The sequence below is a fragment of the Streptomyces sp. NPDC098781 genome, from assembly GCF_044759995.1.
Taxonomy (GTDB): Bacteria; Actinomycetota; Actinomycetes; order Streptomycetales; family Streptomycetaceae; genus Streptomyces.
Genome location: NZ_JBIWAK010000009.1, coordinates 212,753 through 237,840 on the forward strand (window position 1 = coordinate 212,753; position 25,088 = coordinate 237,840).

At 73.4% G+C, this 25,088-nt stretch carries 20 protein-coding genes; 7 read left to right on the forward strand and 13 right to left on the reverse strand.

What is annotated here, in order from left to right:
* Positions 1-109: 109 nt before the first annotated feature.
* From ACIQWG_RS32400 to ACIQWG_RS32415, 4 genes are all read left to right on the forward strand, one after another.
* Positions 110-1,447 (forward strand): ferric reductase-like transmembrane domain-containing protein, encoded by a 1,338-nt coding sequence (locus ACIQWG_RS32400; protein ID WP_404102141.1) that lies wholly within the window; start codon positions 110-112, stop codon positions 1,445-1,447.
* 18 nt (positions 1,448-1,465) lie between these two features.
* A complete protein-coding gene (locus tag ACIQWG_RS32405) occupies positions 1,466-2,164 on the forward strand; it encodes an FMN-binding protein (protein WP_404102143.1) in 699 nt (232 codons plus the stop codon).
* Between the two features lie 2 nt (positions 2,165-2,166).
* Positions 2,167-2,907 (forward strand): FAD:protein FMN transferase, encoded by a 741-nt coding sequence (locus ACIQWG_RS32410; protein WP_404102145.1) that lies wholly within the window; start codon positions 2,167-2,169, stop codon positions 2,905-2,907.
* A gap of 79 nt (positions 2,908-2,986) precedes the next feature.
* The gene (locus ACIQWG_RS32415) at positions 2,987-5,098 is read left to right on the forward strand and encodes a SpoIIE family protein phosphatase (RefSeq protein ID WP_404102147.1); all 2,112 of its coding nucleotides are present in this window, start codon (positions 2,987-2,989) and stop codon (positions 5,096-5,098) included.
* A 5-nt stretch (positions 5,099-5,103) separates the two neighbouring features.
* On the opposite strand, the gene ACIQWG_RS32420 is transcribed toward ACIQWG_RS32415, so the two are convergent.
* Both ACIQWG_RS32420 and ACIQWG_RS32425 read right to left on the reverse strand, forming a co-directional pair.
* Positions 5,104-5,556 carry a hypothetical protein gene (locus ACIQWG_RS32420; RefSeq protein WP_404102148.1) on the reverse strand — a complete coding sequence of 151 codons (453 nt, stop codon included), beginning with the start codon at positions 5,554-5,556 and terminating at the stop codon, positions 5,104-5,106.
* Positions 5,556-6,779 carry a molybdopterin-dependent oxidoreductase gene (locus ACIQWG_RS32425; RefSeq protein ID WP_404102150.1) on the reverse strand — a complete coding sequence of 408 codons (1,224 nt, stop codon included), beginning with the start codon at positions 6,777-6,779 and terminating at the stop codon, positions 5,556-5,558. Before ACIQWG_RS32425 ends, ACIQWG_RS32420 begins: the two co-directional genes overlap by 1 nt.
* Before the next feature lie 114 nt (positions 6,780-6,893).
* On the opposite strand from ACIQWG_RS32425, the gene ACIQWG_RS32430 reads away from it, so the two are divergent.
* Complete coding sequence (locus ACIQWG_RS32430; RefSeq protein ID WP_404102152.1) at positions 6,894-8,261, forward strand: hypothetical protein; 1,368 nt, start codon at positions 6,894-6,896, stop codon at positions 8,259-8,261.
* 63 nt (positions 8,262-8,324) lie between these two features.
* Positions 8,325-9,032: a DUF2470 domain-containing protein gene (locus tag ACIQWG_RS32435; protein ID WP_404102154.1), complete on the forward strand. Its 708-nt coding sequence runs from the start codon at positions 8,325-8,327 to the stop codon at positions 9,030-9,032.
* Positions 9,033-9,120: 88 nt separating this feature from the next.
* Here the strand turns inward: ACIQWG_RS32435 and ACIQWG_RS32440 are convergent, their stop codons facing one another.
* Genes ACIQWG_RS32440 through ACIQWG_RS32485 form a run of 10 tightly spaced genes read right to left on the reverse strand, consistent with a single transcriptional unit; the run spans position 9,121 to position 20,179 of the window.
* Positions 9,121-10,692, reverse strand: coding sequence for an ABC transporter ATP-binding protein (locus ACIQWG_RS32440; protein WP_404102155.1), 1,572 nt, complete (start codon positions 10,690-10,692; stop codon positions 9,121-9,123).
* Positions 10,693-10,700: 8 nt separating this feature from the next.
* Positions 10,701-11,492, reverse strand: a complete 792-nt coding sequence (locus tag ACIQWG_RS32445) for an ABC transporter permease (protein ID WP_404102157.1) — start codon at positions 11,490-11,492, stop codon at positions 10,701-10,703.
* Positions 11,489-12,448 carry an ABC transporter permease gene (locus ACIQWG_RS32450; protein ID WP_404102159.1) on the reverse strand — a complete coding sequence of 320 codons (960 nt, stop codon included), beginning with the start codon at positions 12,446-12,448 and terminating at the stop codon, positions 11,489-11,491. The genes ACIQWG_RS32445 and ACIQWG_RS32450 overlap by 4 nt, the downstream gene beginning before the upstream one ends.
* The gene (locus ACIQWG_RS32455) at positions 12,445-14,007 is read right to left on the reverse strand and encodes an ABC transporter substrate-binding protein (protein ID WP_404102161.1); all 1,563 of its coding nucleotides are present in this window, start codon (positions 14,005-14,007) and stop codon (positions 12,445-12,447) included. Before ACIQWG_RS32455 ends, ACIQWG_RS32450 begins: the two co-directional genes overlap by 4 nt.
* 16 nt (positions 14,008-14,023) lie before the next feature.
* Positions 14,024-14,812: a class I SAM-dependent DNA methyltransferase gene (locus tag ACIQWG_RS32460; protein ID WP_404102163.1), complete on the reverse strand. Its 789-nt coding sequence runs from the start codon at positions 14,810-14,812 to the stop codon at positions 14,024-14,026.
* On the reverse strand, positions 14,809-15,999 hold the full coding sequence (locus ACIQWG_RS32465; protein WP_404102165.1) for an MFS transporter: 1,191 nt from the start codon (positions 15,997-15,999) through the stop codon (positions 14,809-14,811). The genes ACIQWG_RS32460 and ACIQWG_RS32465 overlap by 4 nt, the downstream gene beginning before the upstream one ends.
* Complete coding sequence (locus ACIQWG_RS32470; RefSeq protein ID WP_404102166.1) at positions 15,983-17,020, reverse strand: dipeptide epimerase; 1,038 nt, start codon at positions 17,018-17,020, stop codon at positions 15,983-15,985. Before ACIQWG_RS32470 ends, ACIQWG_RS32465 begins: the two co-directional genes overlap by 17 nt.
* Positions 17,017-18,093, reverse strand: a complete 1,077-nt coding sequence (locus tag ACIQWG_RS32475) for a PLP-dependent cysteine synthase family protein (protein ID WP_404102168.1) — start codon at positions 18,091-18,093, stop codon at positions 17,017-17,019. Before ACIQWG_RS32475 ends, ACIQWG_RS32470 begins: the two co-directional genes overlap by 4 nt.
* The gene (locus ACIQWG_RS32480; protein WP_404102170.1) at positions 18,090-18,926 is read right to left on the reverse strand and encodes a Rossmann-like domain-containing protein; all 837 of its coding nucleotides are present in this window, start codon (positions 18,924-18,926) and stop codon (positions 18,090-18,092) included. The genes ACIQWG_RS32475 and ACIQWG_RS32480 overlap by 4 nt, the downstream gene beginning before the upstream one ends.
* Complete coding sequence (locus tag ACIQWG_RS32485; RefSeq protein WP_404102171.1) at positions 18,923-20,179, reverse strand: ATP-grasp domain-containing protein; 1,257 nt, start codon at positions 20,177-20,179, stop codon at positions 18,923-18,925. Before ACIQWG_RS32485 ends, ACIQWG_RS32480 begins: the two co-directional genes overlap by 4 nt.
* Positions 20,180-20,321: 142 nt before the next feature.
* Here ACIQWG_RS32485 and ACIQWG_RS32490 point away from each other — a divergent pair, with 142 nt between their 5' ends.
* Positions 20,322-21,809, forward strand: coding sequence for an alpha/beta hydrolase (locus ACIQWG_RS32490; protein WP_404102173.1), 1,488 nt, complete (start codon positions 20,322-20,324; stop codon positions 21,807-21,809).
* An 18-nt stretch (positions 21,810-21,827) separates the two neighbouring features.
* On the opposite strand, the gene ACIQWG_RS32495 is transcribed toward ACIQWG_RS32490, so the two are convergent.
* Positions 21,828-24,956: a SpoIIE family protein phosphatase gene (locus ACIQWG_RS32495; RefSeq protein WP_404102522.1), complete on the reverse strand. Its 3,129-nt coding sequence runs from the start codon at positions 24,954-24,956 to the stop codon at positions 21,828-21,830.
* Positions 24,957-25,088: the final 132 nt, after the last annotated feature.

The window sequence follows — 25,088 nt, forward strand, 5'->3', positions numbered from 1 at the left end:
GTGAGCCCTCGGCCACATCGATAATCAGTTGAAAGAAGTACGACAGCTTTTCGACAGCTCCCGCCGGACAAGCTCGGTATCCACAGACGAGATCAAGGAGCTGTCGCCCGTGACGACCGTCCAATCGCCCCCCGCGCCCCCCACGGCGGTACGCCCCAGGGTGGTCGCCCGCACGGGTCTGTACGCCGTGCTGGCCGCGAACGTGGCCGTGGTCCTCTACTTCTTCCTCGCCGCCGGCTTCGCCTCGAACACGCTCATCGTGATCGGCCGCCTCACCGGCCTGTTCGGCGCACTGCTGATGGCCTTCCAGCTGTTGCTGGTGGCCCGGCTGCCCTGGCTGGACCGGCGGATCGGCATGGACCGGCTGACGTCCTGGCACCGCTGGACGGGCTTCAGCGTCCTGTGGGTCCTCCTCGCGCACGCCGTCTTCATCACCTTCGGGTACGCCGAGTCGTCCTCGCTGGACCCGGTGAACCAGCTGATCGACCTCGCCGAGACGGTCGAGGGCGTGCTGCGGGCCGTCGTGGCGCTGGGGGTCATCATCGTGATCGGGGTGGTGTCGGCCCGGTTCGCGCGGCGCCGGCTGGCGTACGAGACATGGCACTTCATCCACCTGTACACCTATGTCGCGGTGGTCCTGGCGTTCACCCACCAGGTCGCGGTCGGTACGTCCTTCACCTCCTCCTCCGCCGCGACGGCGTACTGGTACGGCGTGTGGGGCGTCGCGCTGGGCTCGGTGTTCGTCGGCAGGCTGGTCCTGCCGGTGTGGCGGAACTGGCGCCACCGGTTCCGGGTCGAGGCCGTCGTCCCCGAGTCGCACAACGTCGTCTCGATCTATGTCACCGGCCGGGACCTGGACAAGCTGCCGGCGCGGGCCGGCCAGTTCTTCCTGTGGCGGTTCCTGACGAAGGACCGCTGGTGGCAGGCGAACCCGTTCTCCCTGTCGGCCGCGCCCGACGGCACCCGGCTGCGGCTGACCGCCAAGGCGGCCGGCGACGGCTCGGCGGCTCTCAGGCACCTCAAGGTGGGCACCCGCGTCTTCGCCGAGGGCCCGTACGGCGCGTTCACCGCGCTGCACCGCACCCGGCCGGAGGCCGTGCTCATCGCCGGCGGTGTGGGCGTCACCCCGATCCGGGCACTGCTGGAGGAACTGCACGGCCACGCGGTGGTGATCTACCGGGTCGCCTCCGACCAGGACGCCGTCCTGTACGGCGAGCTGGCCGAGCTCGCCCACGCCAAGGGCGCCGAGCTGCATCTGGTGACCGGCCCGGTCACGCCGGACAGGCTGGCCCCGGCGGAGCTGGCGCGGCTGGTCCCGGACATCACCGGCCGGGACGTCTTCCTGTGCGGGCCGCCGCCCATGATGAACGCGGTGATCGGCAGCCTGCGCGAGCTGGGTGTGCCCAAGGAGCAGGTCCACTTCGAGCGCTTCAGCCTGGCCGGCTGAGCAGGACGGGAAGACATCGTGAAGCGAGCAATACCCGTCCTGGTCCTCAGCATCGCGGGCCTGATCCCGGTCTGGCGCTACGAGCCGTCCCTGGGCACGGCCACCACGGAGACCGCTTCGCCGGCCGCGACTCCTTCGGCGTCGTCCTCGGCGGCGTCCGGGTCCGGAAACACGGTCGTCAAGGGCTCGACCGTGCAGACGGACAAGGGTCCGGTGCAGGTGCAGGTGACCTTCCAGGGCACCGAGATCACGGCCGTCAAGATGCTCCAGCAGCCGAACCACCCGCAGACCACGGCGGCGGTGCCGAAGCTGATCGCGGAGACCCTCGAGGCCCAGAGCGCCGACATCGACAGCGTCTCCGGCGCCACGATCACCAGCGACGGCTACCAGGAGTCCCTCCAGGCCGCCATCGACGCGAACACGGAGTCCGCCGCCTCCGCTCCCTCGGCGTCCGCCGCCGCGCGGACGGTCGACGGCTCGACGGTCACCACCGACAAGGGCCCCGTGCAGGTCCAGGTGACCTTCGAGGGCGACGAGATCGCCTCGGTGAAGATGCTCCAGCAGCCGAACCACCCCCAGACCACGGCGGCGGTCCCGAAGCTGATCGCGGAGACCCTCGAGGCCCAGAGCGCCGACATCGACAGCGTCTCCGGCGCCACGATCACCAGCGACGGCTACCAGGAGTCCCTCCAGGCCGCGATCGACGCGAAGGGCTGATCATGCACCGAGTCGAACACGTCATGGGCTTCCCGGTGTCGCTGCGGGTCGATGACCCGCACGTCGGCGAGGAGAGCGCGGACGCCGTGTTCGCGTGGCTGCGGGAGGTCGACGCCCGGTTCAGCCCGTTCAGGGCGGACAGCGAGGTCCGCCGACTGGACCGGGGCGAGATCGGGCGCGGCGATGTCAGCGCGGACCTCGACGAGGTTCTGGAGCTGTGCGAGGAGTACCGGGTCGCCACCGGCGGCGCCTTCGACGTACGGCTGCCGGGGCGCGGGCTCGATCCGTGCGCGGTGGTGAAGGGCTGGTCCGTGCAGCGGGCGGCCGGGCTGCTCAGGGCGGCGGGCGCGAGCCGTTTCGTCCTGAACGCCGGCGGCGACGTGGTGGCCTCCGGCGGGCCCTGGCGGGTGGGGGTACGGCACCCCGAGCACGCCGACAAGGTGTGTGTGGTGGCCGAACTCGGCGACGCGGCGATCGCCACGTCCGCCTGCTACGAACGCGGCGACCACATCCTCGACGGCCGCACGGGCCGTCCGGCGACCGGGTTGCTCTCCCTCACGGTCGTGGCCCCCTCGCTCACCGTGGCGGACACGGTGGCGACAGCCGCGTTCGCGATGGGCGCGGAGGGCATCGCATGGGCGGCGGCGCGGCCCGGCTGCGAGGTGTTCGCGGTGGACACCGAGCGACGGGTCCTGCGTACCGAGGGCTTTCCGGTGACCTCGGAGCAGGCGCGGGCGGCATAGCCGGCGGCGCCGCTGATCCACATGCCTTCGCCGGTGCGGGGGCTTAGCGTCTGGATATGGGCGTTAGGTGTTGCGCCGCATGACCGGGGCCGGTGAGACGCCAGGCGCGGCTGACCCGCTCGGTGAGGCCCTGGCGGCGGCGGTGCGCCGCACCGGTGCCGCGTACGGGGGCGTCTACGTACTGGACCCGGCCGAGGAGATGCTGGGTCTGGTCGCGCTGTGCGGCATCCCGGTCGATGTCTTCGCACCCTGGTGGCGGACCGCCTATGCCCTCCACGGTCCCAACCAGGACGCGCTGCGCAACGAGCGGATCGTGTGGATGAGCTCCCTCCAGGAGCTGGCCCGCCGCTACCCCCGCGCCGCGGCGACCATCCCCTACGAGGTGGCGTTCGCGGTCGTCCCGGTCACCGGAGCCCGCCACTGCCGGGGCACGCTGCTGCTGATCTGGCCGCCCGGCCGCTCGTCCCGGCTCGGCTTCCGTGAGCGCGGACGGATGGCGTTCAGCGCCCGGCACATCGCCCGTGTGCTGGACGGGGCCCGTTTCCCTCCGGTCATTCCGGACCGCCCCCGCTTCGTCCGTCCCCACCACGCCGAGCCGACCCCGCAGTCCGCGCCGGCCGCGGCCGACCTGCTGGAACGCCTGCCCGTCGGCACCCTCGCCCTCGACCTCGCGGGGCACATCACCTACGTCAACACCGCCGCCGCCGAACTGCTGGGCAAACCCCTGGACGACCTGCTGGGCACCGAGCCGTGGCAGTCGCTGCCCTGGCTCGACAACGTCGCCTACATGGACGCCTACCGCACGGCGATGAGCAGCCGTGAGCCGCTCGCCCTGCCCGTCCTGCGCCCGCCGGACCAGTGGCTCGACTTCCGGCTGCACACCGACGACACCGGCACCAGCATCCTCGTCACCCCCGACCACTCCGCCGAGGCCCCCGACGTGCGGCCCGTGGCCACCGGCGCCCCGCCGGAGAGCCGTATCCATCTGCTGATGGCGCTGGCCGCCGCGCTGACCGAGACCGTCGGTGTCCAGGACGTCGTCGACCTGGTCGCGGACCAGATCCTGCCCGCGTTCGGCGCCCACGGCATGATCATGTCCACCGCCGACGCCGGCCGGATCCGGATCATCGGGTACCGCGGCTACGACCCGGCCGTCATCGAGCAGTTCGAGGCCCTGCCCACGGACGCCGACCTGACTCCGGCCGGCCGCACCATGGCCACGGGCACCTCCTCGTTCTTCGCCGACCGCGGCGAACTGGCCCGGCTCTACCCCCGGGCGCCGCAGCTCAGCGACAAACACGCCTGGGCTTTCCTGCCGTTGCTCAGCTCCGGACGGCCGATCGGCTGTCTGCTGCTCGCGTACAACCACCCGCGGCCGTTCCCCACCGCCGAGCGCTCCATCCTGACGCCGCTCGCCGGTCTGATCGCCCAGGCCCTGGACCGCGCCCGCCTCTACGACGCCAAGCACGGCCTCGCGCTCGCGCTCCAGCAGAACCTGCTGCCGCACGCCCTTCCCACCGTCACCGGACTGGAAGTCGCGGCCCGTTACCTCCCGGCGGGCCAGGGCATGAACATCGGCGGTGACTTCTACGACCTGATCCGCCTCACCAGCACCACCGCCGCGGCCGTGATCGGAGACGTCCAGGGCCACGACATGTCGGCGGCCGCCCTCATGGGCCAGGTCCGTATGGCCGTGCACTCCCACGCCACGGCCGGGGCCACCCCGGACCAGGTCCTCACCCGCACCGACCGCGACCTCGCCGACCTCAACGCCGGGCGGTTCGTCTCCTGCCTCTACGCCCATCTCGACCTCGCCCGCCACCAGGTGGCCCTCGCCAGCGCCGGTCACCCGCCCCCGCTGCTGCGCCACCCCGACGCGCGGGCCCACGCCGTCGACATCCGCCCCGGCCCGCCGCTCGGCATCGGTGTCGGCACCCCCTCCTACCCGCTCACCACCCTGCCGCTGGCCCCCGACACACTGCTCGCCCTGTACACCGACGGCCTGGTCGAGGACCCCGGCACCGACATCACCCGGACCATCACGGACCTCGCGCACCAACTCGCCGTGTCCAGCGACCTCCCGCTGCACCAGCTCGCGGACAACCTCATCCACCACACCCGCCGCACCAACCACCACACCGACGACATCGCGCTGCTGCTGCTCCAGCCCAACCGCCTCGCCGAGCCGTGAGCCGGTCAGCGCGAGCCTGACGGCCGCCGTCGCCGCCGTACCACGAACACCACCGCGGAGCCCCCGAAGAGCACGGCGGTGATCAGCAGCCAGCGGGCCATGAAGCCGTCCGTGGACAGGCCGGTGACGCCGGCGTACCGGTCCGCCACCCGGCCGGTGATCAAGGGGAACCAGACCAGCAGAAGGAGCAGGGACAGCGCGGCGGGGACACGGACGTACGGCATCCAGCTCCGCCGGTCGACCGCCTCGAAGCCCCGCAGCAGCGCCTGGTCGGCCGCCCCGTACAGCGGCACCAGCACCAGGTCGTGCACGATCGCCGCGCCGACGAACCACAGCGCGATGTCGAACCAGTCCCCTTCCAGCAGCCGCACCCCGGCGTATCCGGCGAGCGCGAACGAGCAGAGGAGCAGCAGGATCTGGAGGGGGCTGCCCACAGGGATGAGCCGGGGTCGTCGCATCACAGGTCTCCGAACGTCATCCGCGCCACCCACTTGGTGTTCAGCACACCGGGCGCGGCGGGCACGATGATCCGCGCCGGGTAGCCGTGGTCGGGGGTCAGGTCCTCGCCGTTGACGGAGAGGGCGAGCAGGGAGCGGGAGTCGGCGACCTGGTTGGCGCGCAGGGCGGCCCGGCGGAAGGCGCCGCGCTGTTGCAGGGACTCCACGAGGACGTCGGGCGGGTCCTCGTCGTAGCCGACCAGCGCCGCCAGGTCGCGCAGCCGTACTCCGCGCCACCACTGGTCGGACGTCGACCAGCCCTCCACACAGGCGATCGGCAGCGCCGCGCTGCGCAGCGGCATCTCCAGCAGGTCGGCGCGGCTGAGGCGGACCGTTCGCCCGTCGCGGCCGACGACCACCAGGCGCCACGCCTCCTCGTCCGTGTCGGCCGCGCGGATCCCGGCGTACGCGGCCGTCTTGTTGATCTGGAAGCCGTTCGGCCCGCTGCCCGGATCGGCGGCGTGCGGGGCGAGGAGGGCGGTCCGGCGCAGGGAGCCGCCGAAGTTCTGTCCGACGGTCGTGGCGAACAGCAGCAGGGAGCCGCCGCCCACGAACCACAGGGCGCCGCGCCGGGAGACGGTCGGCTCGGCGGGGCTCGGCGGCACCAAGTCGTTCTTCTCCTCCCGGAGTTGGCGCAGGTTGCGCCAGGCCATGGGCATCTTCAGCACGACGTGCGCGACGAAGCCGGCGAAGAACACCCACGCCCCGTAGAAGTGCAGGGTGTAGAAGGAGCCGGGGAAGATGTAGTCGAGCTGGATGTTGAGCACGCCGGTCACGAACTCGAACAGGGCGCCTCCGACCAGGAGCAGCAGCGAGAGCCGCTCCAGGGCGTGCGCGAGGGACCGCGCGGGCGGCAGGGTGAACAGCTTCGGCACGACCGACCACAGCTTGGCCAGCAGCACGGGGATCAGCGTGATGCCGAGCGTGACGTGGACGCCCTGGTTGAGCCGGTACAGCCAGTGCGGGTCGGTCGGCCAGGAGAAGAGGTAGAAGCCGAGGATGCCCTTGTCGGGGGTCTTGTCGTTGACCGGCGACAGGTTCGGGTTGTAGGCGGCGTAGGACACCAGCCCCGTCACGAACAGCACCGTGATCCCGCCGAGCAGGACGACACCGAGCACCGAGGTGAGCCAGGGGCCGCGCAGCGGGCTGCGCCAGAAGGAAGGAGAGAAGGGAGACCGTGCCATGGCCCGACCGTAGGCCGAAGCGGGGCCGCAAACGCCGCCGTGAACCATGACGAATCTCTGACGTCCGCGCCCGTCACGCGTCCGGCGGACCCTCGGCGGCCTAGCGTCTGAGACGTGACCAGCGATCTTCTGCCCGAGGCTCCCGCCGACACCGGCCCGGCCGCCCGCCGCGACCTCCGCCGCGATCTGTACGCGGTCGCGGCCGCCGTCCTGCTCTTCGCCGCCGCCGCTGTGGTCGGCACCTGGATCGAGGACCGGGACGGCACCCTCTTCGTCAACTGGCCGCCGCTCCTGGCCTATGGGGATCCGCACCTCGGACCGGGCACCCCCGCCGCGATCGTCGTGGCGGTGGCCGTGGTGGCCTACGGCCCGGCGCTGGCCGCGCGACTGCCCTGGCGGCGGCTGTTGCTCGCCGTCTGGGGCGTGGGCACGGCCTGGACCTTCTCGCTCGCGCTGATCGACGGCTGGCAGCGCGGCATCGCCCGCCGGCTGACGACACGGTACGAGTATCTCCAGGTCATCGACGACTTCCGGGACATCCCGGCGACCCTGCGGACCTTCACCGAGCACATCGTGGTCGGCGCCTCTCCGGAGCACTGGCCCGCCCACATCGCCGGGCATCCCCCGGCGGCCACCCTCACCTTCGTCTACCTGGACCGCATCGGTCTGGGTGGCGGCGCGTGGGCCGGGATCTGGTGCATCACGGTCGGCGCGACCGCCGCGCTGGGCATCCTCGTCACCATCCGCACCCTCGCCGACGAGAAGCTCGCCCGGCGCGCGGCGCCGTTCCTGGCGCTGGCGCCCGCCGCGGTGTGGATGGGTACGTCGGCCGACGGTTACTTCGCGGCGGTGGCGTCGTGGGCGGTGGCGTTGCTCGCGCTCGCGGTGACGGGGCACCGGCCGCGCTGGACCGGCCTCGCCTCGGGGCTGCTGTTCGGCCTCACCGTCTGTCTCTCGTACGGTCTGACGCTGTACGTCGTGATCGCCGCGGCCGTCCTGGTGCTGGGCACCCGGCGGGTGCGCCCGCTCCCCTTCGCGCTGGCGGGCTTCGTGGTCGTGCCCGCGGTGCTCACGGCGCTGGGCTTCTACTGGTGGGAGGCGTACGACCTGCTGGTCACCCGCTACAACCAGGGCGCCGGCGGTACCCGCCCGCAGGCCTACTGGGTGTGGGCCAACCTGGCCTGCCAGGTGCTGGTTGTCGGCCTGGCGACGGCGGCCGGGCTGCGGCGGACGGGGACGGTGCTGCTGCGCCGGGACCGTACGGCGGCGTTCCGCCTCGGCGTGCTGGTGCTGGCCGGGCTGGTCGCGATGCTGGCCGCCGATCTGTCCGGGATGAGCAAGGCGGAGACGGAGCGGATCTGGCTGCCGTTCGCGCTGTGGCTGCTGCCCGCGTGCGCGTTCCTGCCCGGACCGCGCGCCTGGCTCGCGGCGCAGGCCGTGCTCGCGCTGCTCGTCAATCATCTGCTGCTGACGGGTTGGTGAACACACCCACGGGCCGATAAGGTTAGGCTTACCTAAGTCGAAGCTCGTGCTCGAAAGGTTCTCATGCCTGCTGCCCCCTGCCCTGAGCCGACGCCCGCCGAGCGTGCCCGCTCGGTGCTCTCGGCGGCCGGCTCGCTGACCGTCACCACGCACGGCCATCGCGTCGAGCTGATCGGCCTGCACACGGTCGACGCCGCCGCCCGGCTGCTCCTCCAGAACCCGCCGGACGCCTTCCTCGCCGCCGAACTCGCCGTGGCACCCCAGGGCGACCTGACCGCCCTGGTCGAGTTCACCGACGTCGCCCCCGTCGCCGTACGCGACCGGGTGCGCGCCCGGCTGACGCTGGGCGGCCTGCTGACCGCCCTCGGCCCGAAGGCGCTGGTGTTCCATCCGACGCGGGCCGTGCTCACCGAGGCGGACGGCACGACCCTGATCGGCCTCGACGAACTGGCCCTGGCCGCCCCCGACCCGCTGGCCACCCACGAGGCGGAGATGCTGGCCCGGCTGGACGCGGCCCACGCCGACACCGTGGCCCCCCTCGCCCGGCTGCTGCCGGCCCGGCGGCGGCTCGGCGCGGGGGACGTACGGCCGTTGCGGCTGGACCGGCACGGCATGGTGCTGCGGCTGGAGACACCGGACTCCCACCATGACGTCCGACTGCCCTTCGACGCCCCCGCCGGCCACCCCGGCGAGGCGGTGCGCCAGATCCACGTGCTGCTCGCCCGGGCCACCGCCCGCCCGCGCCGCCGGCGCCTGCCGACCAGGTCGTAGACCCACGGGTGCACCCGAAGCCGCCGACCCCCGGGCCGCTCGCGGAGACCTTCCCGTCTCCTCCGCGAAGGTGCCCGGGGGTCGGCTGTCAGAGACGGGCCCCGGTCGTCGGCCGCTCCGCGATCTCCATGAGGGCGATCGTGAGCGGATGCTGAGGTGCCGTCAGGATCCGTTGTGTCGGCCCCTGTTCGACGATGTCGCCGGCGTCCAGCACGGCGACCCGGTGCGCCAGGCGTGCCGTGTCCAGGTCGTGGGTGACGAGGACGAGAGACAGGCCGGCGTGCCGTGCGTCCGGGCCGCCGCCCTCGCCCAGCAGGCCCGCGAGGACGTCGAGGATGCCGCGCCGGGTGACCGTGTCCAGGCCGGAGGTGATCTCGTCGCAGATCAGCACCCTGGGGTGAGCGAGCAGGGCGCGGGCGAGGGCGGCGCGCTGGAGTTCGCCGCCGGAGAGCGCGCCGGGGCGGCGCCGGGCCAGGTCCGCGGGCAGGCCGAGGCGGTTCAGGGTGGTCGTCGCCTCGTCGGTGGCCGCGCGTTCATCCGCCCGCCGCAGCCGGATCGCCGTGCGGGCCACCTGGTCCAGCACCGGCCGGTGTTCGTCGAAGGCGGCACAGGCGTCCTGGAAGACGTACTGCACGGCGGCCAGCCGGTCCCGGCCGCGCTGCCGCAGGCTGGGTGGGAGTGGTGTGCCATCCAGCAGGACCTCACCGTCGTACGCGCGGTGCAGTCCCGCGAGGCAGCGGGCCAGGGTGGTCTTGCCGCTGCCGGAACGGCCGACCAGGGCCAGGCATTCGCCGGAGTTCAGGACGAGGCGTGGGACGCGCAGGACGAAAGCTCGGCGATCGTGCCCAGCGGTCAAGTCCCTTACCTCCAGTACCGGTTGGCGCCCCACCGGGCTGGTGCCGTCCGGCGGGGCGGCGCGCCGTTCGTCGAGCAGCCGGCGGGTCCACTCGTGCCGGGGCGCCGCCCACAGCCGGCCGGTCGGCCCCGACTCGACGACCCGCCCCGCGCGCATGACGAGGACCTCGTCGGCCAGGGCGCGGACCACGTCGAGGTCGTGGCTGAGCAGGACCACGGCGACCCCGCGCGCCGCGACCGACGCCAGCTGCTCGACGATCCGGCTCTTCGTCAACGCGTCCTGCCCGGTGGTGGGTTCGTCCGCGACGATCACCCGGGCGCCGAGCAGCAGCGCCTGCGCCAGGACGACACGCTGCTGCTGTCCGCCGGAGAGCTGGTGCGGGTGGCGGCGCAGCAGCTCCTCGGCGTGCGGGAGTTGGGCATCGGACAGGGCGCGCAGGACCAGTGTCCGGGCGGCCGTACGGCGTTCCGCGCGCGGCAGGTGCCGGACCTGCGGGCGGGCGATGTCGTCGAGGAGCGCGGCGATCCGGCGGGCCGGGTTGAGGACGGCGGCGGGGTGCTGCGGGACGTAGCCCACGGGGCCGTCCCCCGGCGGTCGCCGTACCTCGCCCGTGACCCGGGCGCCGGCCGGGTACTCCCCCAGCAGCGCAAGGCCGGTCGTGGTCTTGCCGCTGCCGGACGCCCCGACGAGCGCGGTCACCTTTCCGGGCAGGACCCGGAGGTTCACGCCGTCGACGATCGCCCGGCCGTCGACCTCGACGCGCAGGCCGCGGATCTCGACGACGGGTTCCGTCTCCTGGTTCATGGGCCGGCTCATGGGCGTCGCCCTCTCTTCTCCAGCGCGGCGTCGAAGAGCAGGTTCGTGCCCATCGTCAGCGCCACGATCAGCAGTGCCGGCACCACCACGGCCCAGGGCTGGACCAGCAGACCGGTGCGGTTGCGGTCGACCATCACCGCCCAGTCGGCGGCGTCCGGCGCGACACCGACGCCGAGGAACGCGGCCGTCGACACCAGATACAGCACGCCGGTCAGCCGGATCCCGGCGTCGGCGGCGAGGGTGCGCAGCGCGGAGCGGCCGACGTAGCCGACGGCGATCCGCCACCAGGTCTCGCCCTGCATGCGCAGCGCCTCGACGGCCGGACGGGCCGCCGCCTCGCCCGCCGCCGCGCGCACGATCCGGGCCGCGTCCGGCACGTTCACCAGCGCCACCAGCAACGCGAGACCCGTGGTGCCCGGCGTCAGCACGGACGCCACGAGCAGGATCAGCAGCAGCGAGGGCACCGCGAGCAACACGTCCAGCGGCCGCATCAGCAGCTCCTCCAGCAGGCGGAGGCGGGTGAGGGCGCTGATGAGCGCGACCGGGACGGCGACGAGATACGCGAGCGTGGTCGCCGCCAGGGCGGTGAGCACGACCGTACGGCCGCCCAGCAGCACTTGTCGCCAGACGTCGCGGCCGACGAAGTCGGTGCCGAGCCGGTGTCCGTCGCCGAGGGTGAAGGAGGTGGCCCGGGGACCCGCGTCGCCCGCGAAGAGGGGGCCGAGCAGGGCGAGCGCGAGGGGCACGGCGACGACGGCGAGGCCGAGCGCGAAACGGCGCCGGGTCATGCGGCCACCCCCGCACGGGGTGTGAGCCGGTGGGCCACCAGGTCGGCGGCGAGGTTGAGCAGGACCGTCAGCACGCCGAACACCACGGCCAGCCCCTGCACCACGGGTACGTCACGTTCGGCGACGGCGTTGAGGAGGACCGTCCCGAGGCCGGGGATCACGAAGAGGGCCTCCACGACGATGACACCGCACAGCAACCAGTCGACGGTGCGGGCGAGTTGCTGAGCGGCCGGGGCGAGGGCGTTCGGCAGGGCGTGGGCGTAGCGGACGCGGGCGCCGGGGACTTTGCAGCGGCGGGCGTGGGCGGCGTAGGGGGAGGCGAGGGCGTCGACCATGCCGGCCCGCACCAGACGGGACAGGGAGCACACCGGGCGGGCCAGCAGGACCAGCACCGGCAGGACCAGCGCCGCCGGATGGGCGAGCAGGTCGGTGCCGTAACCGACGGCGGTCGGTGGCAGCCACGCCAGTTTCAGGGCGAGGACCGTCACCAGCAGCACTCCGAGCGCGAACTCGGGTACCGCGTACACGGCCAGCGTGACCGAGCTGACCAGCCGGTCGACGGGGCCGCCCTCGTGGCGGGCGGCGAGCACACCGAGTCCGAAGCCGAGCGGGACCAGCAGCGCCAGGGTGAGGACGGCGAGAAGCAGGGTCGGGCCGAAGCCGTCGGCGAGGTACTGCGTGACCGGACGGCCGGAGGTCAGGGAGGTGCCGAAGTCGCCGTGCGCCAGACCCGTCGCCCAGTCGGCGAGCCGCTCGTGGGCCGGCCGGTCCAGGTCCATCGCCTCGCGGATCGCGGCGATGCGTGCCGGGTCCGGCTGGTCCCCGGCGAGGGCGACCGCCGCGTCGCCCGGCAGCGCCTCGGTGAGCACGAAGACCAGCAGCACCACGGCCACGGTCTGTGCGACGCCGAGGAGCAGCCGCCGGGCGACGAAGGAACGCGGGGGGCCGAAGCTCACGCGAGCCACACCTTGTCGAAGCGGGCCCAGTCGAGGGTGTTGGCGGGGGCCTCGGTCTCGACTCCCTTCACCGTGCGCGCCGTTGCGATGATCCAGTCCGCGAAGCCCCAGACGAGGAAACCGCCCTCGGCGTACAGCCGGCGCTGCATGCGCGCGTAGACGGCGGCCCGTTCGGTCGTGTCCCGGGTGGACTGGGCCTGCCGGTAGAGGGCGTCGAAGTCCTTGTGCCGCCACTTGGTGGCGTTGGTGGTGGAGTCGGTGAGCAGGCGCTGGGAGAGATGGGCCTCGATGGGCATGGCGCCGGAGCGGTAACAGCACAGGGTGCCGCCGTCGAGGATGTCGCTCCAGTAGGAGTCCTTGCTGCCCATCCTGACGTCGATCGTGACGCCCGCCTTCGCGGCCTGGTCCCGGAAGATGCCGGCGGCCTCGGTGAACCCGGCCGCTACGGCCGAGGTGTCCAGCGTGACCTTGAGCTTCTCGGCGCCGGCCTGCTTGAGCAGGGCACGGGCCCGGTCGAGATCCTGCGTACGTTGGGGCAGACCGTCGGCGTAGTACTGGTACCCCTTGCCGAACAGGTCGTTGCCGATCTCGCCCGCGCCGGACAGCGCGCCGTCGACGAGTTCCTCGCGGTCGGCGATGAGGAAGAACGCCTCGCGGACCCGCTTGTCGTCGAAGGGCGGCCGGTCGGTTTTCATGCAGAACGCCTGCATGGCGCTGCCCCGCAGCCGCACGATCTCGATCTGCCCCCGGCCCTCGTGCGCGCGGGCGGTGGTCGGGTTGAGCTCGTGCGCGTACTCGACCTGGCCGCCGAGGAGGGCGTTGACCCGGGCCGACTCCTCGTTGGCGACGACGAACTCGATCTCGTCGAGGAGCGGTGCGCCGTCCCAGTGGTCGTCGTTCCGGCGGAACACGGCGGAGCGTCCGGGGGCGAAGGAGACGAACCTGAAGGGGCCGGAGCCGATCGGCCGGTCGTCGAACTCGGTGGCGTTCTCGGGGACGATGTACGCGCCGAACGCGGCGAGGACGTTGGGGAATTCGGCGGTGGGCCGCTTGAGCACGAACTCGATGCTTCGCTCGCCGGTCGCACGACTGGCGTCGAGGTCGATGGGCTCCAGGGACGCCTTGGCGCGGAAGGCCTGCTTCGGGTCGGCTATCCGGCGGTAGCTGTAGAGGACGTCCTTGGCGGTGACCGGCTTCCCGTCGTGGAAGGTGGCCCGCCGCAGGGTCACCTGCCAGCGGTCCAGGGACTTGTCGGCCTCCCACTTCTCGGCGAGGCGAGGCTGGGCGGACAGGTCGGCGCCGAAGTCGGCGAGCTTGTCGAAGAGGGCTTTGGCGCGCGCCGCGTCGGCGAACAGGTTGGCCAGATGCGGGTCGAGGGTCTCGCTCGCGCCGCCGCCGGCGAAGGCGGCGCGCAGCCGGCCACCGCGCTTCGGGGTGCCGTCGGCCGTCTTGTCGTCGTCGGTGCCGCCACCGCAGCCGACCAGGGTGAAAGCGGCGGCACCCGAGGCGGCGGCGAGGAATCCGCGTCGGCGCAGGCCTGGAAAACGTTCGTCGTTCATCGAGTGGTCCTTCGTGTCAGTGGGTGTGCCTGCGCGCGACGACATGCAGCCGGTCCGCATCGGTGGCGGTCCCGGGCAACTCGCCCTGCCGCCAAGGCGGTTCGGTGCGCGGTCCCGGGCCGTCGTGCAGTTCGAGCACCTCGAAGCCGTGCGCGGCGAGGAAGTGGCGCAGCTCCTGTGGGAACAGCAGCCGCCAGGCGGAGCGCTGTTCGACGGGTGCTGAGCCGTCGTCGGTGGTCCATACGCGGGTGCGGCGCAGGAGCTGGGCGGTGCGGTCGACGGTCAGGGTGGTGGTGGAGCGATAGGCGACGCCCCGCCAGGTGAAGGCGTTGACGCGGGGGCTGTCGAGGAGATCCGTACGGCCCAGGAAGTACGCCCCGTTGCGCATCTCCGCGACCAGCAGCCCGCCCGGCGCGAGGGCGCGGCGGCAGGAGGCGAGGAAGCCGTCGAGCTGGTCGTTGGTGTGGCAGTACAGCAGGGAGCTGTCCAGGCAGACGACGGCATCGAAGCCGGCCCGGCCCAGGTCGAAGCCGTGCAGGTCGGCCCGGAGGTACTCCGGCCCGGGGTGCGTGTCCCGGGCGTGTGCCAGCATCGCCTCGGACAGGTCGGCGCCGGTCACCGTACGGCCCCCTGAGTGCAGATGGGCGGCGTCCCGGCCCGTGCCGCAGCCCAGGTCGAGAAGGCGCGGACCGGCGCCGTGGCGGCGCAGACAGTCCTCGGTCCAGCGGGCGGCGAGCCGGTCGGGGTCGGGGAAGCGGGCCTCGTACAGGGCGGGGTGGTCGGTGAGCAGGTTGCCGCCGGTCATGCGTAGCTCCGCTCGCCGACCCGGGGCAGCGCCCCGCGCCGGTGCAGCCACGCCACCGAGCCCGCCGAGGCCAGTCCGACGACGGCACAGTAGATCCAGGGCAGGTTCTCGCCGGTGTCCATGGCCCAGCCGACGACCGCGTTGCCGACGGCGGCGGCGATGCCGGAGACGACGTAGAAGATCCCGAAGTAGGTGCCGGTCAGTTCGGGGCGGCCGAAGCCGGGGATCAGCTCCATCACGAACGGGGAGCAGATCATCATGCCGAGGTACAACAGCAGGGCGCTGAGCAGGACCAGTGGTCCGCCGAGCAGGGGTGGCAGGAAGGCCAGCCCCATCACGGCGAGCCCGCCGGCTATCCAACGCGGCCTGGATCCACGGGACTTCAGGGCTCGGGTGATGCGCAGCTGGAGCGCGAGGTTGGTCACCGTTCCGATCAGGAAGACCAGTCCGGCCGCGCCGTCCCAGCCGGTGGCCGCACGCGCCCCGTCGGGCAGCAGCAGATACAGCTGGTTCTCCAGGGTGAACATGCCGACCATGGCGAGCGCGAAGGCCAGGAAGGCCCGGTTGCCCAGCACCTCCCGCCAGTCCCCGAGCACTCCGTTCCCGGTCGGCTCGACCTTGCGCGCGGGCAGGACCAGGGCCTGTGCCACGGTGAGCACCGCGAAGATCCCGGCGGCGGTCAGCGCGGACGTACGGAAGTCGACGAGGAGCAGGGCGCTGCCGAGCAGCGGCCCGATGAGCGCGCCGGTCGTGGCGAACACGTTGAACAGCGCGAACGCCTCCGCCTTGCGCTCCCCCGCCTCCTGCGCGAGACAGGCCCGCACGGCCGGGTTGAACAGGGCTCCGGCCAGCCCGCTGAGCACGGACGCGGCAAGCAGCACCGGCAGTCCGTCCCCCAGCGCGAACAGCGCGAACCCGACGGTCCGCAGCGTGCACCCGGCGATGATCACGCCCCGCGCCCCGAGCCGGTCGGCTGCCGAGCCGCCGATGATGAACAGGCCCTGCTGGCTGAGGTTGCGCACGCCGAGCACGATCCCGACGACCGCCGCCGACAGCCCCAGGTTCTCGCCGAGGTGGGTGGCCAGATAGGGGACGAGCAGGTAGAAGCCGGTGTTGACGCCGAGCTGGTTGACGAGCAGGAGCTGGACGACGAACGGGAAGGCGCGCATCTCACGCCACGTCCTCATGGGCCGTCACCTCCTCGATTCCCAGACCGGGCAGGGCACTGGTGCGTACGAAGCCGTCGGCCCCGCCGATCCCACGCCAGGGGTCGTGGGCGAGCAGCAGGTGTCCGTCGAGGTCGACCCAGCGGGCGCGGTCGGCGAGCTGGACGGCTGGGGCGATGCCCAGGGTGCTGGCGGTGAGGCAGCCCAGCATCAGCTCGGTGCCGCTGCCTTCCAGCGACTCGGCGATGCGCAGGGCCGCGCGGACGCCGCCGCACTTGGCGAGCTTGACGTTGACGCCGTGGACGCGCCCGGCCAGCCGCCGTACGTCCTCGGCGCTCACCGCGTCCTCGTCGGCGATGACCGGCAGCGGCGACTTCTCGGCGAGGGCGGCGAGCGCTTCCGGGTCGCCGGGCGCGAGGGGCTGCTCGACGGCCTCGACACCGAGGTCGGCGAACCGGGGCAGCAGGGCCCGCGCCCGGGGCGGGCTCCAGGCGCCGTTGGGGTCGAGGAGCAGCCGGACCCGGGGCGCGGCGTCGCGGATGACCCGTACGCGTTCGACGTCGTCCTCGGGGTCGGGGGTGCCCGCCTTGACCTTGAGGACCTGGAAGCCGCTCGCGGCCAGCCCGCGCGCCTCGGCGGCGGCGCGGACGGGCGAGGTGATGCCGATGGTGCGTGCGGTGGCGGCCACGGGAGCTGCCGCGGCGCCCAGCAGGCGGTGGACGGGGACGCCCGCGCGCCGGCCGACGAGGTCGAGGAGCGCGGACTCGACGGCGGCGGTGACGGCGGGCGGTACGGCACGGGCGGGCAGGGCCTCAAGGGCGGCCTCGGGACCGGCGAACCGTTCCAGCCCGACGGCCGCGATCAGCCGTCCGAGGGTGTCGGCGTCGAGCCCGTAGTACACGCTGCTGACGGCCTCGCCGTGGCCGGTGACCCCCTCGTGCTCGACGCTCAGCCACACGGCGTCTCGGGCGGTCATGGTGGATCGGGAGATGCGCAACGGCTCGGTGAGGGCGAGACGCACGGTGCGCAGATGGACCTTCACGGTGTCCTTTCCGGTGAGAGCGGATCGGCGACCCGTGTGCACCGCACCCATCCGCTCGCCTCGGCGGCGTACGGGTGCGGGATCTCCACGGGCCGGGTGGCGGCGTCGGTGAGGTCGAGGCCGTGGGCGGTGAGGAAGTCGTCGTCGTAGACGGTGCCGAGGTAACGGTGCGGGCCGTCGGGGAAGACGGTGGCGACGACCGCGCCCGGGTGCACGCGGGCCGCCCAGGCGGCGACCCGTGCCACGGCACCCGTGCTCCAGCCGCCGCTGACGAAGCTGCCCCGGGCGAGCCGGCGGCAGCTGTCCACGGCCTCGGCGGGGCCGATCCAGTGCACCTCGTCGAAGGCGTCGTAGGCGACGTTGCGCGGGTGGATGCTGCTGCCGAGGCCGCGCATCAGGCGGGGGCGGGCGGGCTGGCCGAAGATCGTCGAGCCGGTGGCGTCGACACCGATCAGCCGGAGCGCCGGCCAGTGGCGGCGCAGCGGGCCGATGACTCCGGCGCTGTGGCCGCCGGTGCCGACGCTGCACACCAGGATGTCCAGGTGGTGGAGCTGGGCGCCGAGTTCGGCGGCCAGGGACGCGTAACCGGCCCTGTTGTCGGGGTTGTTGTACTGGTCGGGCCAGTACGCGCCGGGAAGTTCGGCGAGCAGCTGACGCAGCCTGGCGAGCCGGGCTGCCTGCCAGCCGCCCTGCGCTGCGGGACGGTCCACGATCTCCAGGTGGACGCCGTGGGCCCGCAGCAACTGCCGCATGGACGGCTCCAGTTCGCTGTCGCCGACCAACACGACGGGATGCCCGAGCGTCTGTCCGGCGAAGGCGAGCCCGATGCCGAGCGTGCCGGAGGTGGACTCCACGACCGGGGCGCCGGGGCGCAGTTCACCGCGCTCGCGAGCGCCGAGCAGCATCGCCACGGCGGCCCGCGCCTTCATTCCGCCCGCCGCGAGCCCTTCGAGCTTCGCCCAGAATCCGGGGTGCGCGTACGGCAGCTCGGCCGTGACCCGGACGACCGGGGTGCGGCCGAGCAGGTCGAGCAACTCCGGCCGGGCGGTGGGGCGTACGGCGGTCACGGTCATCGTCCGCCTCCGGAATCGCGGTAGCGGTGGACGACGCCGGGCCCGCCGTCGAGCCAGAAGAAGGGGTAGGGCTCGGCGCACACCGCGCTCACTCCGTGGCCCAGGAAGCGGGGCAGCACGGCGCTGCCGGTCTGCGCGAACATCACCAGCCGGCTGCCGTGCCGCAGCGCGTGCTCACGCAGTGGTTCGAAGGTGCCGTTGCCCAGGGTCATCCCGGACACCAGCAGCGCGTCACAGCTCCCGGCGGCGGCGAGCGCGTCGGTGACGACCGGCTCACCCCACTCGGTGACTCCGCCCTTGAGGTCGCACGGCACATAGCGCAGACCGCGCGAACGCAGTGCTTCCAGCAGGGAGTTGACGACGCCGACGACCAGCACCCGGCTGCCGGCCGGCACGTCCAGCAGCTCGACCACGGCCGCGGCCCGGGCCCGGGACTTCTCCAGCGACGACCCGGCGCACAGGGTGACGGGCTGGGCTCCGTGCTCCGGCGTGTGCGGGGCGAGGTGCATCAGGTAGGCGTCGAGGGCGGCCACCCGCACGGCGGGCAGCGGATGGTCGAGGAGCCGGGCCACGTCGACGCCCGCGCAGTCGTCCAGCGCGCTGTCGGGCAGTTCGCCGGGCTCGACGGCGCACGACCCGACGGACTCGGCGAGGCGCAGGCTGAGCACCTCGTTGCGGTAGCCGGTGCCGCGCCCGTGGTGCCGTACGGCCTGCCGGGTGGTGAAGGCGACGGCGACGCGCAGCGTGCGGGGGTCGGGGCCGAGGTCGCCCGCGCGGGCACGGGCGATGAGATCGTCGTAGGTCCGGCAGGGGGCGGCTCGTACGGCGGTCATCGGATCACCAGCTCCGCGCGCAGCCCGGTCAGCAGGCGCTCCACCCGGTCGCGGGCGCCGGGCCCGTCGGGGTCGCCGGCCATGAGGTGGCCCAGGTACTCGTTGTTGCTGCCCGCCGCCGTCACGGCCTTGCCGGGCTCGGCGAGCTGGACCTCCAACACATCTGCCTGGTCCGCGAGTCGCCCGGCGTCGAGCGCTTCGAGGGTGCCCGTGCGGTCGGGGACGAGAAAGCCGATGGCGGCGCTGCGCAGCCCGGTGTCCGTGGGCCTGAGGTCCGGCTCCCGGCCGAGGGCGACGTCCACGAAGGCGGCGGCGAGGTCGATACCGGTGACATGGCGGACGAGTTCGGTGATGCGGTTGCCGGCGGGCCGTGGGTTGACCTCGACGACCCGCGGTCCGGCGGAGGTCAGCTTGATCTCGGTGTGCGCCACGACCGCGTCGGTCAGCCCGAGCGCCTTGAGCGCGCCGAGCGCGGTCTGCTCGGCGGCCTCCAGGTCGGCGTGGGGCAGGGCGGCCGGGAACATGTGGCCGGTCTCGACGAAGGCGGGCGCACCGCCGACGCTCTTGTCCGTGACGCCGACGACGTGCACCGCGCCCGCGTGGGACACGGTCTCGACGCTGACCTCGGGGCCGTCGAGGAGTTCCTCGAGAAGGACGGCCGGGGTGCGCCGCTGCCCACGGGCGTTGACCGGGAAGGCGGCCAACTCCCTTACGAGTCCGGCGAGTTCGGCCTCGTCGTCGACGCGGCGCACATACATGCCCGCGCACAGGTCGACGGGCTTGGCGACCAGCGGATAGCCGATGTCCTTCGCGGCTCGCGCGAGGGCGGCCCACTCCTCGTGCACCGCGAAGCGCGGTCCGGGCAGGCCCGCGCCGGCGAGGACACGGCGGGTGGCGTCCTTGCGGCAGGCGTTCTCCACCGCCTCGGGGCCCGGCCCGGGCAGCCCGAGGCGCGCGGCGAGCCGGGCCACGACCGGCAGGTAGTAGTCGCAGGAGGTGATCACCGCGTCGAAGGCCAGCACCGAGTGCAGCCGCTCCACCTCGGGCAGCAGCGCGGCGACGTCATTGGTGTCGGCGGTGATCACATTGCGCGCGCCGAGCAGCGGATGCGCCGTCCCCTCGGGCGCCGAGCGTAGATAGTGATGCAGGTCACGGGTGAGGAAGGTGAACTCGTGCCCACCCTCGCGGATGGCGCGTGGCAGCAGCCTGCTCATCGATCCGACCCAGCTCTCGACCACCAGCAGATGAGCCACAACTCTCCTTTTCACGCCTTGGATTCAGCCGTCGGGGCAGCCCGGATCGCCCCTCGGCGGGAGGGGTGCCGGACTTGACTGGCACACGCTATCGATAATCATTTTCATTTGCTACCCCGTTCCCACCCGCCCTGGAGAGACCATGTCCCTACCGGCACGCGCCACCGCGCTGCTGTGCGCCCTGACCGCCGCAGCCACCCTGCTCCCCGCCACCGCCTCCGCCCGAGCCGCGGCCTCGCTCACCTTCGGCGCCTGCCCGGAGTCCGTACCGAGCCCGCCCGCACCGGACCGCGTGGAGTGCGGGCACCTCACCGTCCCGCTCGACCGGCGCGACCCGTCCGGCCCGCGCATCGAGATCGCCGTCTCCCGCGTCCCCGCCTCCGGCACCCCCGCCGAGCGACGCGGCATCCTGCTGGTGAACCCCGGCGGCCCAGGCGGCTCCGGGCTCCCCTACGCGGTGACCAAGCGAGCCAAACTCCCGGCGAGCGTGCGGCGTTCGTACGACGTCATCGGCTTCGACCCGCGCGGCGTGGGCCACAGCGCGCCGGTCGACTGCGGCACGATGGGCGGCCTGTTCACCACACCGGGCACGGACCCGGTGCCGGTCGGCCCTCGCGCCGAGCAGCGCTATCTGAGCGCACAGCGGCACATGGCCGACGACTGCGCGGCCGGCGCGGGCACCCGGCCGCTGCCGCACCTGTCCACCGAGCAGACGGCGTACGACATGGACGCGATCCGCGCCGCCCTGGGCGAGCCGCGCATGAGCTTCCTCGGTGTCTCGTACGGCAGTTACCTGGGCGCGGCCTACACGGCACGGTTCCCGCACCGGGTGGACCGCATGGTCCTGGACAGCGTGGTCGGGCCGTGGGACTGGTACGACTTCGACGTGATCCAGAGCCGGGCGCTGCTGCGCGCCCGCGACACCTTCTTCTCCTGGACCGCCGCACACGCGAACCGCTTCGGGCTCGGCGGTGACGGGGAGGCCGTGAGGCGGTCGTATCTGCGGGTGCGGCAGGGGCTCACGGCCCGTGCGGCCGGCGACTTCGGCCCGGCGGAGTTCGACCGTGCCGTCTACCGGGCCCTCGGCCGCACCGAACGCTGGGCGGGCCTGGCCGACGGGCTGCGCGCATTCTTGACGGACGGGAGCGTGGACGCGCTGCGCCCCGCCTCCGCCTTCGACGGCCCTGAGTCCCGCAACTACGAGGCCGCCAACCGGATCGTGAAGTGCGCGGACGGGCCGGGTCCGGCGCCGGGCGAGATCGTCGCGGACATCCGCCGCATACGCCGGCTGGACGCGCAGCCGGTCCTGACCGGCCTGGAGGCCACGACCTGCGCCTACTGGCACCACCGCCCCGATCGCCGTACACCGCTGGGCAGTCCGGCCGCGCCGCCGGCCCTGCTGGTGGCGTCCGCGCACGACCCGGTGACGCCCATCGAGGGGGCCCGACGACTGCGGGAGGTGCTGCCCGGTTCCCGGCTGGTGGTCCTCGAAGACGACTACTCGCACGGCGTGTTCGCCAGCCGGGGGAACGGGTGCGTGGACGGCACGGTGGCGGCGTATCTCGTCGACGGGGTGGTCCCGGAGACGGATGTACGGTGTGCCGGGCCGGGGCTGCCGCAGGTGCCGTGACGGTCGGCGGGGCCGGCTTCACGGGAGCGGCTGCTCGGTCCAGATGATCTTGCCGTCGGGTGTGTGGCGGGTGCCCCAGCGCTCGGTGAGCTGGGCGACGAGGAACAGCCCGCGGCCGCCCTCGTCCGTGCTGCGGGCCTGGCGCAGCCGGGGCGAGGTGCCGCTGCCGTCGGAGACCTCGCAGATCAGGGCGCGGTCGCGGAGCAGACGGAGCTGGACGGGGCCGCCGGTGGCGTGCCGGATGGCGTTGGTGACGAGTTCGCTGGCGATCAGTTCGGTGGTGAAGGCCAGGTGGTCGAGGCCCCAGGCGGCGAGCTGGTCGGTGACCGCCACGCGTGCCCGGGAGACGACCGCCGGGTCGCAGGGCAGCTCCCACTGGGCCACCCGGTCGGTGGTCAGGGTGTGGGTGCGGGCGACGAGCAGCGCCACGTCGTCGCCGGGGCGGGCCGGGAGCAGGGCGTCGAGAACGGCGTCACAGGTCTCCTCGGGCGACCCGGTGTCGCCGGCCAGCACGGCACGGAGCTTGTCGAGCCCGGCGTCGATGTCACGGTGCCGGTCCTCGACCAGACCGTCGGTGTAGAGCACCAGCCGGCTGCCCTCGGCCAGCTCCAGCTCGACCGTCTCGAACGGCATCCCGCCCAGGCCGAGGGGCGGGCCGGAAGGCAGGTCGACGAACTCGACCGTGCCGTCGGGGGCGACCACGGCGGGCTGGGGGTGCCCGGCGCGGGTGAGGGTGCAGCGCCGGGACACCGGATCGTAGACGGCGTACAGACAGGTGGCTCCGACGATGCCGGAGTCCGGGCTGTTCTCCGCCGCCCAGCCCTCGCCCCTGTCCAGCCGGCCGACCAGGTCGTCGAGGTGGGTGAGGAGGTCGTCGGGCGACAGGTCCAGGGAGCAGAAGTTGTGCACGGCGGTGCGCAGCCGGCCCATCGTCGCGGCGGCAAGCAGACCGTGCCCGACGACGTCGCCGACGACCAGCGCGACCCGGGCGCCGGACAGCGGGATGACGTCGAACCAGTCGCCGCCGACGCCGGCCTGGGCGGGCAGATAGCGGTAGGCGACCTCGACGGCACTCTGCTCGGAGCGGCCCCGCGGCAGCAGGCTGCGTTGCAGGGCGAGGGCGGTGTTGTGCTCACGGGTGTAGCGGCGGGCGTTGTCGATGCAGATCGCCGCGCGGCCGACCACCTCCTGGGCGAGGGAGAGGTCGTCGTCCTCGAAGGACGCGGGCTGTAGGGAGCGGTAGAAGCTGACCACGCCGAGGGTCGTGCCGCGGGCCCGCAGCGGCACGGTGATCAGGGAGTGGATGCCCGCGGAGAGCACGGGTCGCAGCCGCTCCGGGTCCTGCGCGATCCACCCGGCGGCCTCCGTCAGGACGGGTTCCATCACGGACTGCCTGGTCTCCAGGGAGCGGGCCTGCGGCGTGGAGGGGACGTACTCGACGCTGTCGCCGACCTCGTAGAGGTTGTGCGGCTGCGCGCGTACGGCCCGGATGGCGACCCGGCGCAGCGCGGTCCGGCCGCCGAGTGCCTCCGGCTCCTCGCCGCGCAGCACCGAGTCGGGCAGGTCGACGGCGACGAAGTCGGCGAACCGGGGGACGGTCACCTCGGCGAGTTCCTCGGCGGTGCGGGTGACGTCCAGCGTGGTGCCGATCCGCACGCTCGCGTCGTGCAGCAACTCCAGCCGCCGCCGCGCCAGCACCGCCAGCCGCCCGACCCCGGGCTCCCCGATCAGCAACAGCCAGCCTTCGGCACCGGCGGGTTCGCCGTCGGGGTGCGGGTGGGTCGCGGGAAGTGGCCGGGGTACGGCGGTGACGTCGTCGGGGGGTGGCTGGACGGGCCGACGGGACGGGGACGCGTCGGGGCCGGCGGCGACGGGCGGCTTCGGTGCGGTCGGCGGCTCCGTCGGGGGTACGACGGGCCGACTGGACGGGGAGGCATCGGCGCCCGCGGTGGGGCCGCCCGCGCCGTCCGGCTTCGGTGCGGTCGGCGGCTCCGTCGGGGAGACGACGGGCCGACTGGACGGGGAGGCATCGGCGCCCGCGGTGGGGCCGCCCGCCCCGTCCGGCTTCGGTGCGGTCGGCGGCTCCGTCGGGGAGACGACGGGCCACGCGGCGCCGGCTCCGGCTCCGGCTCCGGCCGCGGTGGGAGCCGCCGGGCCCTCCGACTCCCGTCCTTTCGGTCCTTTCGCCGCCGCCCCGTCCGGCGAGGGGGCCGGCCCGACATGGCGGAGGCGAGGGCCGCCGGCCACCCTGACCTCGACGGCGACGCCGCTCTCCCCCGCCGCGCCCCTGACCTCGCGGAGCAGCAGCGTGGCGGTCCGGCCGCTGGGCAGCGTGACCTCGTCGAAGGTGCGGTGCGGGGCGGCGATGAGTTCCTCGGCCTTCTCACGCAGCACTGCCATGTCGATCCGGTCCACAGCGCCGTCGGCACGGTCGGACCGCGGCTCCTCGGGCTGCCTCGGCCAGCCCCGCGCCAGGCCGTCGGCGCGCCGGTACGCGGCGAGGAGGGCGCGTTCGCGTCGGCCGGCCTGCTCCAGCAGCCGGGCCTCGATGCCCCGGGCGGCCTCCCGGACCATCCGGACCATGACGGGGTCGCCCTGGTCGCGCAGACAGGTGAGGTCGACGACGGCCTCGATGCGTCCGCTGAGCGGGTCCCGGACGGGCGCTCCCGCGCAGGCGAAGGGCTGGAGGCAGTCGGCGAAGTGCTCGCGGCCGGCGATGTAGACGGGGCCGCGCTCGGCGAGGGCGGTGCCGACGCCGTTGGTGCCGACCACCGGCTCCGAGGCGTCGTAGCCGGGAGCGAACTGCACGGCGTCGAGCCGCTCGCTCAGCCGCCGGTCGCCGCCGAGCCGGTGGACCATGCGGCCCTGTCCGTCGCAGACCGCGATCACCATGCTCACGCCGGCGAGGGATTCGCCCAGGTCGGTCAGGACCGGGCGGGCGGCGCGCAGGAACCGGTCGTCCAGGGTGAGGCCCTCGGTGTACGGAACCAGCAGTCGATGCGGCTGGAGCCCTACCGAGCGGCAGCGCTTCCAGGAGTCGAGCACGGAGTCCCGGACGTCCGACTCGACCAGTGAGCCGGCGAGGAATCTCTCGTGGGCATCGACAAGACCGCCGATGTCGTCCCAGGCGACGGACAACGGGACCACTTCCCTCACGCGAAGCCGACCCGGTCGCGCGCCGCCGCTCGGCCCACGGCCCGGCGGGCTTCTCAAGCGGTATCACCCTAATCCCTACGTGACGGGCATCACAACGGATCGCCTCGGCGGCGGGAGGCGCAG